Origin of the sequence: Pseudomonas sp. 43mfcvi1.1 (genome assembly GCF_900115935.1) — a bacterium.
Classification (GTDB): Bacteria; Pseudomonadota; Gammaproteobacteria; order Pseudomonadales; family Pseudomonadaceae; genus Aquipseudomonas; species Aquipseudomonas bijieensis.
Map to the genome: position 1 here is coordinate 57,391 of NZ_UETT01000020.1, position 13,221 is coordinate 70,611.

The 13,221-nt window shown below is 60.8% G+C and carries 13 protein-coding genes; 4 read left to right on the plus strand and 9 right to left on the minus strand.

All coding sequences use genetic code 11. The annotated features are described in order from the left end of the window. Window positions 1-33: 33 nt before the first annotated feature. The 3 genes from DTP52_RS28650 to DTP52_RS28660 are packed head-to-tail and all read left to right on the plus strand — an operon-like array spanning window position 34 to window position 3,189. Entirely contained in the window at window positions 34-267 is a 234-nt protein-coding gene (locus DTP52_RS28650; RefSeq protein WP_109756371.1) for a PP0621 family protein, read from the plus strand. Next, on the plus strand, window positions 257-1,846 hold the full coding sequence (locus tag DTP52_RS28655; RefSeq protein ID WP_109756372.1) for a nitrogen regulation protein NR(II): 1,590 nt from the start codon (window positions 257-259) through the stop codon (window positions 1,844-1,846). Before DTP52_RS28650 ends, DTP52_RS28655 begins: the two co-directional genes overlap by 11 nt. Then, complete coding sequence (locus DTP52_RS28660) at window positions 1,843-3,189, plus strand: sigma-54 dependent transcriptional regulator (RefSeq protein ID WP_109756373.1); 1,347 nt, start codon at window positions 1,843-1,845, stop codon at window positions 3,187-3,189. Before DTP52_RS28655 ends, DTP52_RS28660 begins: the two co-directional genes overlap by 4 nt. A gap of 174 nt (window positions 3,190-3,363) precedes the next feature. On the opposite strand, the gene DTP52_RS28665 is transcribed toward DTP52_RS28660, so the two are convergent. The 8 genes from DTP52_RS28665 to DTP52_RS28700 form a co-directional block, all read right to left on the minus strand. Then, complete coding sequence (locus tag DTP52_RS28665; RefSeq protein ID WP_109756374.1) at window positions 3,364-3,729, minus strand: DUF6124 family protein; 366 nt, start codon at window positions 3,727-3,729, stop codon at window positions 3,364-3,366. A 996-nt stretch (window positions 3,730-4,725) separates the two neighbouring features. Continuing rightward, a complete protein-coding gene (gene thiO, locus DTP52_RS28670; RefSeq protein ID WP_109756375.1) occupies window positions 4,726-5,826 on the minus strand; it encodes a glycine oxidase ThiO in 1,101 nt (366 codons plus the stop codon). Between the two features lie 56 nt (window positions 5,827-5,882). Further along, a complete protein-coding gene (locus DTP52_RS28675) occupies window positions 5,883-6,284 on the minus strand; it encodes a type IV pilin protein (RefSeq protein ID WP_109756376.1) in 402 nt (133 codons plus the stop codon). Window positions 6,285-6,294: 10 nt separating this feature from the next. Then, window positions 6,295-9,402, minus strand: coding sequence for a pilus assembly protein (locus DTP52_RS28680; RefSeq protein WP_109756377.1), 3,108 nt, complete (start codon window positions 9,400-9,402; stop codon window positions 6,295-6,297). After that, the gene (locus DTP52_RS28685; RefSeq protein WP_109756405.1) at window positions 9,389-9,859 is read right to left on the minus strand and encodes a PilX N-terminal domain-containing pilus assembly protein; all 471 of its coding nucleotides are present in this window, start codon (window positions 9,857-9,859) and stop codon (window positions 9,389-9,391) included. Before DTP52_RS28685 ends, DTP52_RS28680 begins: the two co-directional genes overlap by 14 nt. A gap of 20 nt (window positions 9,860-9,879) precedes the next feature. After that, window positions 9,880-10,593, minus strand: a complete 714-nt coding sequence (locus tag DTP52_RS28690) for a PilW family protein (RefSeq protein ID WP_109756378.1) — start codon at window positions 10,591-10,593, stop codon at window positions 9,880-9,882. Next, window positions 10,590-11,051 (minus strand): type IV pilus modification protein PilV, encoded by a 462-nt coding sequence (gene pilV, locus DTP52_RS28695; RefSeq protein WP_109756379.1) that lies wholly within the window; start codon window positions 11,049-11,051, stop codon window positions 10,590-10,592. The genes DTP52_RS28690 and pilV overlap by 4 nt, the downstream gene beginning before the upstream one ends. Next, complete coding sequence (locus DTP52_RS28700) at window positions 11,048-11,521, minus strand: GspH/FimT family pseudopilin (RefSeq protein ID WP_109756380.1); 474 nt, start codon at window positions 11,519-11,521, stop codon at window positions 11,048-11,050. Before DTP52_RS28700 ends, pilV begins: the two co-directional genes overlap by 4 nt. 189 nt (window positions 11,522-11,710) lie before the next feature. On the opposite strand from DTP52_RS28700, the gene DTP52_RS28705 reads away from it, so the two are divergent. Beyond that, window positions 11,711-12,250, plus strand: a complete 540-nt coding sequence (locus DTP52_RS28705; RefSeq protein ID WP_109756381.1) for a GspH/FimT family pseudopilin — start codon at window positions 11,711-11,713, stop codon at window positions 12,248-12,250. On the opposite strand, the gene ispH is transcribed toward DTP52_RS28705, so the two are convergent. Further along, a complete protein-coding gene (gene ispH, locus DTP52_RS28710; RefSeq protein WP_109756382.1) occupies window positions 12,204-13,151 on the minus strand; it encodes a 4-hydroxy-3-methylbut-2-enyl diphosphate reductase in 948 nt (315 codons plus the stop codon). The genes DTP52_RS28705 and ispH overlap by 47 nt on opposite strands. Between the last annotated feature and the right edge of the window lie 70 nt (window positions 13,152-13,221).

The following is a 13,221-nucleotide window of genomic DNA, read 5'->3' on the forward strand; positions in this document are numbered from 1 at the left end:
ACTGCCGGATCATTAGCCAAAAAGCCGCCCATCATGCTTCGTTTACTGTTCTGGATCGCCCTGATTGCCGCCGCGGTATGGTTCTGGCGCAAGCTCAAGAGCACCTCTTCCCCATCGCAGGCACCCCGCGAGCAGGACGCTCCCCCCATGGTCCGTTGCGCTCATTGCGGCGTACACCTGCCTCGCGACCGGGCACTGGCCCTCGAACAACAATGGTATTGCAGCCAGGCTCACCTCGAGCAAGGCCCGGGCACTCGTGAGCGCTGAGACCTCAAGCCCGCGCGAAAAACAGACGCAGCGTCTGCTGCGTCTCTATCACCTGTACCGCCTGAGCATCGGCATCACCCTGGTGCTGCTGATCTCCAGCAAACTGGACAATCGCCTGCTGGAGTTCGCCAACGACGACCTGCTGCGCAGCGGCAGTTGGTTGTATCTGGTGCTGAACATCCTGCTTGTAGTGTTCCTTGAAAACACTCGCCGCCCTGCCCGGCTGTTCGGCCTGGCCCTCACCGACGTACTGCTGCTTTCGTGGCTGTTCTTCGCCGCAGGCGGTGTGCCCAGCGCCATCGGCAACCTGCTCATCGTCTCGGTAGCCATCGGCAATACGCTATTGCGAGGCCGAGTCGGCCTGTTGATCGCCGCTGTCGCCACGATCGGTATCGTCGGCTCGACTTTCTTCCTCGGCCTGAGCGACTCGAACCGCCCCAGCAGCTACCTGCAAGCCGGGACCCTGGGGGCACTGTGCTTCGCCGCCGCCCTGCTGGTACAAGGCCTGACCCGACGACTGGAAGCCAGCGAAACCCTGGCTGAGCAACGGGCCAGCGAAGTGATCGGCCTCGAAGCACTCAACGCGCTGATCCTGCAACGCATGCGCACCGGCATCCTGGTGCTGGACCGCGAACGTCGGGTACAACTGGCCAACGAAAGCGCCTTGAACCTGCTGGGCATGCACGACCTGGTCGGCCAGCGGATCGATGACTACTCCGTCGCCCTGGTCGAACGTCTGCAACTGTGGCTGAACAACCCTAGCCTGCGCGCACAGAGCCTGACCATCAGCGGCACGGGCCTGGCACTGCAACCGAGCTTCATCGCCCTGGGCCACAACGAGCAACATCAGATCCTGGTCTTCCTCGAAGACCTGGCCCAGGTTGCGCAGCAGGCCCAACAACTCAAGCTAGCCTCCCTCGGACGCCTGACGGCCGGCATCGCCCACGAAATCCGCAACCCCCTGGGCGCCATCAGCCACGCGGCGCAATTGCTGCGCGAATCCGAGGAACTGAACGACGCGGATCGGCGTCTGACGCAGATTATTCAAGATCACTCTCAACGAATGAATCGCGTCATTGAAAACGTCCTGCAACTGTCTCGCCGCCAGCAAACCACACCCCAACGCCTCGATCTGCGGACCTGGCTCGAACAGTTCGTCCGACAGGCCCACGAAAGCATGGCCGAGCACCAGCAATTGCACCTGAGCATCGATCCGGGCGACTACACCACGCTGATGGACCCCGACCAGTTGACCCAGGTACTCGACAACCTGCTGCGCAACGCCTGGCGCCACAGCGCAATGGCCCACGAACAGGCCGAGGCCTGGCTGAAACTGTTCATCGATCCCCACAGCCAGCTGTCCACACTGGACATCATCGACAACGGCCCCGGCGTGACTCCAGAACAGCAAGCGCACTTGTTCGAGCCCTTCTTTACCACCAGCAGCCAGGGCACCGGCCTTGGGCTCTATCTGTCCCGTGAGCTGTGCGAAAGCAACCAGGCCCGCCTAGACTTCAAACCACGCCAAGGCGGCGGCTGCTTTCGCATCACCTTTGCTCACGGACGGAAACAGATTTGAATATTCGCTCACGGCAACGAATCCTGATCGTCGACGACGAACCGGACATCCGCGAACTCCTGGACATTACCCTGGGCCGGATGAAACTCGACACCCGCAGCGCCAAGAACCTGGCCGAGGCCCAAAGCCTGCTGGCGGGGGATACCTTCGACCTGTGCCTGACCGACATGCGCCTGCCCGATGGCACCGGCCTGGAACTGGTGCAGCACATCCAGCAGCGCTACCCGCAACTGCCTGTGGCGATGATCACTGCCTACGGCAGCCTGGAAACCGCCATCGACGCCCTCAAGGCCGGCGCCTTCGACTTCCTGACCAAGCCGGTCGACCTGGGTCGGTTGCGGGAGCTGGTCAGCAGCGCCCTGCGCCTGCCGCCGGTCGCTCTTCCGGCAAGCACTATCGAGCGTTGCCTGCTGGGTGACTCCCCGCCGATGCGCAATGTGCGCAAACAGATCGAAAAACTCGCTCGCAGCCAGGCACCGGTGTACATCAGCGGGGAATCGGGCTGCGGCAAGGAACTGGTCGCCCGGCTGATCCACGAACAGGGGCCCCGTTCCAACCAGGGTTTTGTGCCAGTCAACTGTGGGGCGATTCCCACTGAGCTGATGGAAAGCGAGTTTTTTGGCCATCGAAAAGGCAGCTTCAGCGGCGCCATCGAAGACAAGCCCGGGCTGTTCCAGGCCGCCCACGGCGGGACCTTATTCCTCGATGAAGTGGCCGACCTGCCCCTGGCCATGCAGGTCAAGCTACTGCGGGCGATCCAGGAAAAGGCCGTGCGCGCTGTTGGCGGCCAACAGGAAGAAGTGGTGGATGTGCGAATCCTCTGCGCCACCCACAAGGACCTGGATGCCGAAGTCGCCGTCGGGCGCTTTCGCCAGGATTTGTATTACCGGCTAAATGTCATCGAACTGCGCGTCCCGCCCTTGCGCGAACGTCGCGAAGACATCGAACCGCTGGCCAATCACATGCTCCAGCGTCTGGCGGCCAACACCGGTAGTCCACCGGCCAAGTTGCATCCCCAGGCGTTGGACGCTCTCAGGAATTACCGCTTCCCGGGCAACGTGCGGGAACTGGAGAACATGCTTGAACGTGCCTACACCCTTTGCGAACAGCAACAGATCGAAGCCGACGACCTGCGCCTGGCCGAGGGTAATAGTACTACTGAGGCGGGCAATCCCGATTTGATGCAGGTCGACAACCTGGAGGATTACCTGGAAGACGTCGAGCGCAAGCTCATCCTCCAGGCCCTGGAGCAAACCCGCTGGAACCGCACGGCGGCGGCGCAGCGGTTGAAGTTGTCGTTTCGGTCGATGCGGTATCGGTTGAAGAAGTTGGGGTTGGATTGAGCCGCGGTTTCGAAGCCCGCGCCTGCCTCTGTGGCGAGGGGATTTATCCCCGTTGGGCTGCGAAGCAGCCCCAAAGCAGCGACTCAATCAACCTCACACTCCGAGATCTCAGGTCCCAGCGGGAGCAAGCTCTCTCGCCACAGGTTCGGCGTTCACCCTCTGTAACGCCGCTCTCTAGCCCTCCGGCAGAGGTACCCGCTCGTCCAGAACACGATTGGCCAATAACTCACTCAACTCAATCAATTGCTGTACCCCCAAGGCTATATGTCGCCGCGAGCCTTCAAGTTCGAAGGCCAGGTCGCTGATCGTTGCATTGGCGCAGGCCAGGGTTTCGCTGAGGTTGGTGAGGAGGCATTCGGTGTCGATGCCGTCCACTACAGTGAATAACTGGTTTGAGGTTGGTTTCTTTTTGGCTTCGGGTTTTGGGCCGAGGTAATAGTCGAGGGCGCGTTTGGCGGCTTCATCAAGCCCTTTTGGATTAAGGCTGGAGTCAGGAGAAGTGTTATTGGTTTCTGAAGGTGGTAGGGGTTTGTCACTCATTGCGGTACTCCAAAGAGGGAATGGATTACCAAGTTTTTCGGGCCGCGACACCCGGACGCTGAATTGGCAGCGACGGGAAAAGGTTAGCCAGAGTTCTTCCCACCCGGCAACCGCCAGAGCTCGTCGGAAAATTCGGCTCGAATCAGGATCTTGTCCGACCATTCCCACAAAGCCTGGTTGGCTGTGAGGGCGGGGTGTATATCCGTTTCTGCGGTAACGGCTGCTTAGGGTTCCGCTCAACAGCGGGTCACTTTTGAAAAAAGCGCAAAAGTAACCAAAACGCTACATGCCCCACCACTCGGCACCTCGCCTAGGCTCGGTGTGCCCGATAGCCGACCTGACTCTTGGTAAGACCGCGTTTCTCCTGTGGGAGCGAGCCTGCTCGCGATAGCAGTGGATCTGCTTGCATCAGCGTTGGATGTGCCGCCGTCTTCGCGAGCAGGCTCGCTCCCACAACTGGATCGGTGTACGGCCGGAAGAACTAGGTCGGCTGTCAGGCCGCCTCGCGAGCAAGCTTTGCTCCCACAAATCTGACAGGTGTACGACCGGGAGAGCCAGGCCGGCTGTCAGGCCGCCTCGCGGTGGACGTAGATTTTGGCGCCCCGTTAACCACGATGGCCGAACGAAGGTATTGCGCAGTGGGCACCTCGGCATGGATGCCGAGGTAGCCGCGCTGGGCCATGGATGGCCCTTCGCGGCGGCCCACGGAGCAATGCCTTCGTTCGGGCATGCCGAGCCTAGGCGAGGCACCGAGTGGTGGGGCATGAGCGCTTTGGTTACTTTCGCGCTTTTCGAAAGTGACCCGCTGTAAGAGCGGAACCATAAGTAGCCGTTACCGCAGCAACGGATATGTACCCGGTCAACAACATCCTGGCCGATTGTCAGGCCGCCATCGCGAGCAAGCTCGCTCCCACAGTTGGATCTGAATATGGCCGGAAGTAACAGGTCGGCTTTAAGGCCGCCTCGTCACCAAAACTCCCGAGCCAAAGCCGAGCCCTACAAGCGCCCCGCCGGCGCATAAGGCGCAGGATCAATCACAGGCTCAAGCCCCAACATCAAATCCGTAAACAACCGACACGACGCCGGTGCCAACACCAACCCATTGCGATAATGCCCACAGTTCAACCACAACCCCGCCACCCCAGGCACCTCGCCGATATAAGGAATGCCTTCGGGCGATCCGGGCCGCAGCCCAGCCCAATGCCCAACCACCTCAGCATCGGCCAGTTCCGGAATAAGTGCCACCGCCGAAGCCTTCAGACTCTCCAGCGCAACATCAGTCGGGGTCTTGTCAAAGCCTTCGCGCTCCAGCGTGCTACCAACCAGGATATGCCCATCACGACGCGGAATCGCATAACGTCCTTTGGCCAGCACCATGCTCGACAGAAAATCCGACGCGCACTTGTACAAGATCATCTGACCCTTGACCGGCTCGACCGGCAACTTCAAGCCCAATGTCTTGAGCAGCTCGCCACTCCAGGCACCGGCGGCCAATACCACCTCATCGCCACGAATTTCACCGGCCGAACTGTGCACCCCCACCACTCGCCCGCCATCACGGATGAACCCGCTGACTTCACAGTGTTCATGCAACGTGACATTCGGCAGCGCCAACAATGCAGCCCTGAGGGATTTCACCAACCGGGGATTACGCACGTTGGCCACGTCGGCCATGTAGATCGCCCGGGAAAAACCCGCGCCCAGCACCGGCACCGCATCGTGGACAATTGAGATATCCACAGCCCGCAACGGACGCCCTTCCCGTTCGGCCCAGGCCAGCGCTTCTTCCTGGTCATCCAGGTCCAACCAATACAATCCGGTGACATGCACTTGCGGATCGACCCCGGTCGCCGCGAACAAGCGCTCGCCCAGTTGTGGATAAAAATCCTGCGACCAATGGGCCAACGCCGTGACAGCCGGGCTATAGCGCCATGGATACAACGGCGACACGATACCGCCGCCAGCCCAGGACGATTCCTGGCCGACACTGGAGCGGTCCAGCAGCACCACGCGCTGCCCTTCGGACGCCAGATTGAACGCTGTCAACAGGCCAATGACTCCGCCGCCGACAATCACCACTTGCTGTTGCCTGGTCATGTTCTGATTCGACTCATAAGACAGAGGGCGCAAGGCTGCGCCCGAATAAAAGAAACTCAGCGGCCCCAGCAATCCTTGGTGGTCAGCCCGGCAGCAGCGTTGATCATGCTCCGCACACCGGTATTGTTGATCGTGAAGTCACCGCATTTGTCCGTGGCCATGGACGAGCCACTCTTGCGCACGGCGGTCAGGGTGAAGCTCTGGTCTGCCAGGGTCGGGGTAATGGTGTAGAAATCGTTACCGCTGCTCAGGCCGGTCGCGTTGGTGTAGACGTTGTTCTTCGAGTAGTAGCGCTCGAGGATCTGCGCCTGCTCCGACAATAGCCCGGCGATTTCAGTGCGTCGGCCCTTCTTCATGTATTCGGTCAGGCTCGGATAGCCGACGGTGATCACGATACCGATGATCGCAATCACGATCATGATTTCGATCAAGGTGAAACCCCGGTTGGATCTGCGCATACCTTGCCTCTCACTGTATTTGCCGCCACATGATGCGACGGCTGCCGCCCACGGATTTTTCCAGCAACTCGGTGATATTGCCGCTGGAATCGTTGACGATCATGTTGGTAGCCCCACTGGCGCTAACCACGGCGCTCAAGGTCGGAATGCCGCCCGTGAAGACCACCCCGCTGGAAATCGTGTCAGAGCTGTTGAGCTTGCCGTCACCGTTGGTATCGAGCACCGCATAGTTGAGCATCTTACCGTTGAACGCATCCACTTCGATCAGTTTGCCGGTACCAAAGCTGGCGCAAGGGTCGGTGGTGTCCACGGCAGCCGTGGTAAAGACCACGCGCCCGCTCACCAGATTGGCCGGGTTGATCACCCGCTCTCCGGTCAGCACGTTGTTGTACACCAAGGGCAGGTACCAGCCCTTTTTCGAAGGATAAGCCACGTCGGTCTGGCTGGTGGTCACGAACTGCCCCGTACTGCCTGAGAACACCCCCGTGATCGACTGGGCCTGCAGGTTCGACACGGTGATTTGCCCGGCACCGCCGGTGGCGTCCCATATCGAGTAGAACCCTTGCAGGTCCTTGTTGAGTTTATCCGCCGTTTCGTTGAACTTGCCGGTGCCGAAAAACACCTGGGTACCGCCCTGCGGGTTGTCCGCCAGCAGCGGTTGAACGGTGATCGGCTGAGTCGCGCCACCGGGCGCAGTGAACAATGGCTGGCCGGAAAACGCCACGCCCCATGTGGTCGGGGAAGTAGCACTGAGGTCGAACTTCCACATCCGCCCTTTCAAGTCGCCACCGTAAGCCGCCTGCACCACGTTCTGGGAGTTGACCCGCAACTTGACCGACGACAGGCCATTATCGGTTTCGCTGCCGTTGATCACGATTTTCCTGATCAACGAACCGTCGCGGATGTCCACCACGTACAACGCCGCGACACCGCTGTTGCTGCCGTAGCCATTGGAGATGAACGCAGCCCAGCGCCCGTCCGCCAGGCGGGCGACTTCGGGGCGGGCGTAGGCGTAGCCCAGGTCATTGAAGGCGTTGGCAGTGTTGGCCACGGTCGGTGCACTGATCTCCCACAACGCCCGCAATACATTACCCGCCGTCGCATCGAACAACTGGACCGCATAGAACGTCTTGCCCCCGGCACCGGTACCGCCCAGCGCCACTGTCTTCCAGGCACTCCCCGATTGCGTATCGAATACGCCGACCTGCCCATCCACTAAAAACTTGTGGCTTACACCGTTGACGTAGTTGGTGTCGGCAATGTCCTGCAACAATGACAACACGCTCGACGGCATATAGGCGTAACGCCGGGTACCGTTGGCACTGTTGATGACGCTGAAAAAACCGTCGTTGGCGTTCACCACCAGGCTGGTATTCATGTTCGTCGCCTTGGTCGTCAGGTAAGTGCTGTAGCTGGTGTCGTTGAGCAAATCCGCTGCGGTCTGCTCATTGGGCGATGCCAGTACCAGCGGCGAATTGATGATGTCTCCCAGCAACACGCTGCGTACTTTCAGGCCGGTTTTATTGACCCCCTTGCTCCACTCCACCAGGTCGTTGCCGGTGATCCCCGAGGGCAGGTTCTGGCTGAGGCTGGTTTGCTGGGCCGGCGAGAAGTTAGCGTAGGCCAGGGTGACAGGCACATTGGTCGCGGTATTCCACGACTGATAAATCGGCGCCGTGGCACCGGGCACGATGGCGGTGTCGGTGGTCCATTGCACCGCGGCTCTGTCGACCGTGCCTGCCGCGGTGAAACCGAACGCCCGGATGGTGCCGCGCCAGTCCTTGGGGTCATAGGTGGTCTGATAATAACTGGAGGTGCTGGACACCGTGGCGGCGTTGGTGGTGCCAGCACCTCCGGACCCGGCCTTGGAGGTGATGTCGCTCAGGGCTGATGACAGGGCATCGTTCAAACCCTCGCTGTCGGTCGCCTGGTAATACTTGCCTGTGCCATAGCGGGCGGCGTCGGACAGCATCTGGTTGGTGGCGGTAAAACCCACAGTGTAGGTATTGAGGTATTGCCGGGGAAAATCCGTCGCGTTCCAACTCTGGCCGGTGGCGTCGGTGCCAGTGGAGCGCATGTCGATGTCGAAGGCGAACTTGGCGATGTCGTCCAGGTACAGCGTATCGCCCTCGCCGTCACCACTGGGGTTGTCACCATCGTTGGTGCTGATGCCATCCCAGTTCGGCAAGCGGGCCCCTCCCAGCGGGTCGTTGGTGGGAAACGTACGATCATAGGTAGGCAAGCCGTCGGTGATCACCACGCCGAAGTTTTTCTGGCAACGGTACTGGATCGGGCTGGTATAGGTTGTCGGCGTGCTGTTGTAGTACGGCGCCATCCCCCTGAAGTAACGGGTGACTTCGTAGTAGCTCTCGGCCAGCGGCGTATTCGCCACAGCGCCCAAACCGTTGATCGCATTGAGCAGGGCAGTGTAGTTGCTGTTGGCCTGGGTCTGGGTCACGCTGCCGCCGACCGGCGAAAGGTCGCTGACCGAACGGGCGATGTAGCCTCCAGGACCGGAGTTGCCGCTGTTGGGTGGGTTGAACGTGGCGAGACCAATGCGCAAGGCGCGGTTATTGGTGACCAGGTCATTGGACACATCCCGCGCCACGTTGATTCGATAGTCATTGGGAATCGTCCCGGTGGTGAAGTCCCGGTTCGAACCGTTGGCCAAAGTCATTAGATAAGATAAGTATCTAGTTGTGTAGCGGGTATTCTCGCCACCCACAGGATCGGGTAGCCGCAGGCAAACCTGACCAAAGCCTACTCGGTAGAAGCCATACCAGCCATTTGAGCAGCCTCCACGGAACAGACTCGCCAGCAAGACGTTCCCATCGTTTGCCGCAAGCAGCGCCCTATTGCTGCTGCTGCAGCTTCTGTCGTCAGTGCATATATATACCGGTGGTTGCGTCGCCGTCGGATCAAACCCCGCCGCCCAGATAATGTTGTTCATACTCCCCGAGTCATCGATCAGCAGCATCACGTTCGGCGTGACGGCACCCGCACTCAGCAACGGCGAGTCCGAAGGCGTGAACGCATAGGCCGGGGCAGCCAGATAAAGGCTGAGCAATACCCCCCACAACATCGCTATCCAGCCTCGGCGAGCCTCAGTATTTCGCATAGATGCTCTCCACCACGCTGCGCTGGTTGTTGCCCACCACCGCCACCGCTGTGATCCGGTACAGCGTCGCCGAAGTATTGACCGGCACATTGACCGCTGCGAGCGTGGTGCCGATGTTCTGCACGCCATAAAACCCGCCACCAGCGGCGACCCAGAGGACCCCCGAGGATGAATTGCGCCCGGCCGCCATGATGGTCGCCGACTCGGCCGGTGGCGCGCACTGAGTCGCGGTGGTACAGACCGCCAGTGAATAGGTCTCGACCTGCACCGCGCTCTCACCCACCCTCAACGCCGCCTCGGCAATCTGGAAGGACTGGTTGCGCAGCATGACGCTGCTGGTCATTTTTTCCTGGAGAGTGGCGCTCTGCATCGACGACAGGCCGATCAGCGTCAGCAGCAACAGAAAAACCAGGCTGACCAGCAGAGCCATGCCTCGCTGGCGATGCTTGAGATTCATCGAACTCATCGATCGCCCCCTCATAGAAGCCGGTTGCGCAAGGCGGCAACCACATTGAAGGTCTGCTCGCGCACCGCGTTCTTCGGATCAAAGAGCGTCAGGGTCAAGCGTACGCTGCGGATCAGTGCCGGGTCTGCCGGGTTGGCGGTGTAGCTCGACGCCGCGATATCCGTCGCGCTCCCGGCCACACCGAAGGTCACGTCGAACGCCCGCACGTTATCCACCAGCACCGACAAGGTCGGGTTGCCGGCGCCGCTACCCAGCAGCAATTGATTGTTGTTGAAGCTGTAGATCAGTCGGCGGATCGGGAAGGCCAACTGCCCCGCCGCCGGTAACCGTGCATTGGTATAGGCCGTCGCCGAGGTGCGGCAATCGGAGACGACGGTCCAGGTCGGAGTGCTCCCGCCACTGCCTATGTCCGCGGTGACCAGGGTCAATCTCCGGTTAGCGTTGTCCCAGCGGATCGGGGTGATCTGGCTGGCATTGAAATCATTGGCCGTGGACGCATCGGTAATGGTCCCCAGGCAACCGAACATGCCCACCATGCGAATCTCCTGGACCATTTTGCTCAGTACGAACCGGGCGTCCTCCTGCATCACCGCCGCCGCGCTCTGGCTGATGTAGGTGTTCTTGGCGGCGATGAAGATCTGCACGACACCCAGCACGACGATCAAGCTGAGCACCAGCGCGATCATCAACTCGATCAGGCCAAAACCGCGACTGTGCCGGTTCATGGCGTCGCCCCCACCGGATCGACGGCGACGCGACTGGTCAGCACAAAGCTGCGCCGCGCCTCGGCCGCGTTGGTGGTGTTGGCGGCGCGTGCGTCGTCCCAGGAAATGGTGATGGTGTAGACCCGCTGATTCAGCGCAATGGTGCCGGTGGCAGTGGCGCCGCCGAAGGCGATGATGTTGGTCTTGAAATCATAAAGGTCCTGGTCCCGGGCCACGCTGAGGTTCGGCGAGCTGGGCGGCGTGATGGTGTAGTCGGCGCCGGAATTGGCGCGAATGCGGTCCAGCAGGTCGTAGGCAATGAAACTGGCCTGGCTGGTCATGCGCGAACTGTCGGTGTACTTGAGCGCATTGAGCTGGATCATCGCCGCCCCCAGCAAGCCGACGCCGAGAATCAGCACCGCCACCAGCACCTCGATCAACGTCATGCCGGCCTGCGCCCTTTTATTGCAACCCTTCATCCGCAACTTCCACCCAATACGATTCTTCCATTGAGGCAAACACTCAGCGTCCTGCTCTGCGCTCCTCTTACGTAATTGAAGCTCACTGGCGTGGCCGGTGCCGATAACCCGCCGAGGTTGTTGAAATCGACGCTAGTCACGTCTGAGGGTAGCGTCAGAGTCACGCCACTGCCCATCGCTGGAACAACCCGCAATATATTGGGCGACGAGCCAGTACTGTCATACACCGTCAGTTCGCCGCTCCAGGCACTGCCCTGGGCCGTGGGACGAATTCGCGTGGTGATACCACGGTCGATCGCCTCCATCCGGGCAAAGTTCAGCGCCCGGCGCAGATCGCCGATCTCGGTATCGGCCTTGGTGCTCTGCATCGATCCGGTAAACGCCGGCACCGCCAGGGTGATCAGGATCAGCAGCACGCCGAGGGCCACCAGCACCTCGATCAGCGTGAAACCTTTTGTACGAAGATCCATCGGTGCCCTCCGTTGCCGTCGGCTATACCTGCTTGTACACGCTAGAACAAACCACCGCCTTTGTGTGCATCTGTGGTGAGGGGATTTAGCCTTATTGGGGCTGCTACGCAGCCCAACGGGGATAAATCCCCTCGCCACAATGATTCATAAGTCTTGAATCCGCTTCACGCTCTCCAGGGAGGAGACGTCATGTATCAACAGGGCTTCAGCCTGATCGAACTGCTCATGGGACTGGCAATTGCCGCAATTGTTCTGCCGTGGGCCGGCGCGGGCTACAAAGAGCTGATCGAATCCATCGAACGCAAGGACACCGCGCAGTTGCTGATCAGCGGCTTGCGCAGCGCGCGCAGCGAAGCCATTGCCCGCAACCAGACAGTCGTGCTCAGGGGGATAGATGACGATTGGGGCCGGGGATGGCGCATTACCCTGGACGACAAGGACAAGACCGTGCTGATGGAGCGCAGGGCAAGCGCCCGGGTGGTCGGCAACCAGCCGGTGAAACGCAGGGTGAGGTTCGGCAGCCAGGGAGAAGCGCTGCACGCCAACGGCGCATTCCAGGCAGGCACGCTGCATGTCTGCGCCAAACGCGGGCCGGTCAGCCACCATCAAGTGATACTGGCGCCCTCCGGCCGCGTCCACCTGGAAAGCGTCAAAGCCGAGCAGGCGCTGTGCGAAAAAGAACTTAAAGCAAGGAGCGGACGCGCAGCTCTTTCGGCATCGAGAAAGTGATGTTTTCCTCGCGACCGGCCAACTCATCGGCACCGATTGCGCCCCAGGCCTGCAATTGCTGGATCACGCCGCGCACCAGCACTTCCGGCGCGGAAGCACCGGCGGTAATACCGATGCGCTCGACGCCATCGAACCAGCTGCGTTGCATGTCCTCGGCGCCATCAATCAGGTAGGCCGGCGTATTCATGCGCTCGGCCAGCTCGCGCAAGCGGTTGGAGTTGGAGCTGTTCGGGCTACCGACAACCAGCACTACATCACATTCGTTGGCCAGTTGCTTGACCGCGTCCTGACGGTTCTGGGTGGCGTAGCAGATGTCATCCTTGCGCGGGCCGCCGATGGCCGGGAAACGAGCACGCAGGGCGTCGATCACACGACTGGTGTCATCCATGGACAGGGTCGTCTGGGTGACAAAAGCCAGGCTCTCAGGGTTGCGCACCTGCAAGGCCGCAACGTCGTCCTCGTCTTCGACCAGGTAGATCGCACCACCGTTGCTGGCATCGTATTGGCCCATGGTGCCTTCGACTTCCGGATGGCCTTCGTGGCCGATCAGGATGCATTCGCGGCCGTCGCGACTGTAGCGCGCCACCTCAATGTGCACCTTGGTCACCAGTGGGCAAGTGGCATCGAATACCTTCAGGCCACGGCCGGCGGCTTCGGTGCGCACCGCTTGGGAAACCCCGTGGGCACTGAAGATCACGATGACGTCGTCCGGCACCTGGTCCAGTTCCTCGACGAAAATGGCGCCGCGGCTACGCAGGTCTTCGACGACGAATTTGTTGTGGACCACTTCGTGGCGCACATAGATCGGCGGCCCGAAGACTTCCAGGGCGCGGTTGACGATTTCGATCGCCCGGTCCACACCGGCGCAGAAGCCACGGGGGTTGGCGAGTTTGATTTGCATGCTGTGCCTCGTGTCTGTGGGAGCGAGCCTGCTCGCGATGCGGTGGATCAGTCAGCTTGACGGTGGCTGG

Excerpts from the sequence above, each read along its gene's own strand:
- DTP52_RS28685 (WP_109756405.1), bottom strand. The coding sequence starts at position 9,859 with ATGAATCTCAAGCATCGCCAGCGAGGCATGGCTCTGCTGGTCAGCCTG.
- DTP52_RS28680 (WP_109756377.1), bottom strand. The coding sequence starts at position 9,402 with ATGCGAAATACTGAGGCTCGCCGAGGCTGGATAGCGATGTTGTGGGGG.
- pilV (WP_109756379.1), bottom strand. The coding sequence starts at position 11,051 with ATGAAGGGTTGCAATAAAAGGGCGCAGGCCGGCATGACGTTGATCGAG.
- thiO (WP_109756375.1), bottom strand. The coding sequence starts at position 5,826 with ATGACCAGGCAACAGCAAGTGGTGATTGTCGGCGGCGGAGTCATTGGC.
- DTP52_RS28675 (WP_109756376.1), bottom strand. The coding sequence starts at position 6,284 with ATGCGCAGATCCAACCGGGGTTTCACCTTGATCGAAATCATGATCGTG.
- DTP52_RS28700 (WP_109756380.1), bottom strand. The coding sequence starts at position 11,521 with ATGGATCTTCGTACAAAAGGTTTCACGCTGATCGAGGTGCTGGTGGCC.
- DTP52_RS28705 (WP_109756381.1), top strand. The coding sequence starts at position 11,711 with ATGTATCAACAGGGCTTCAGCCTGATCGAACTGCTCATGGGACTGGCA.
- DTP52_RS28650 (WP_109756371.1), top strand. The coding sequence starts at position 34 with ATGCTTCGTTTACTGTTCTGGATCGCCCTGATTGCCGCCGCGGTATGG.
- DTP52_RS28665 (WP_109756374.1), bottom strand. The coding sequence starts at position 3,729 with ATGAGTGACAAACCCCTACCACCTTCAGAAACCAATAACACTTCTCCT.
- DTP52_RS28690 (WP_109756378.1), bottom strand. The coding sequence starts at position 10,593 with ATGAACCGGCACAGTCGCGGTTTTGGCCTGATCGAGTTGATGATCGCG.
- ispH (WP_109756382.1), bottom strand. The coding sequence starts at position 13,151 with ATGCAAATCAAACTCGCCAACCCCCGTGGCTTCTGCGCCGGTGTGGAC.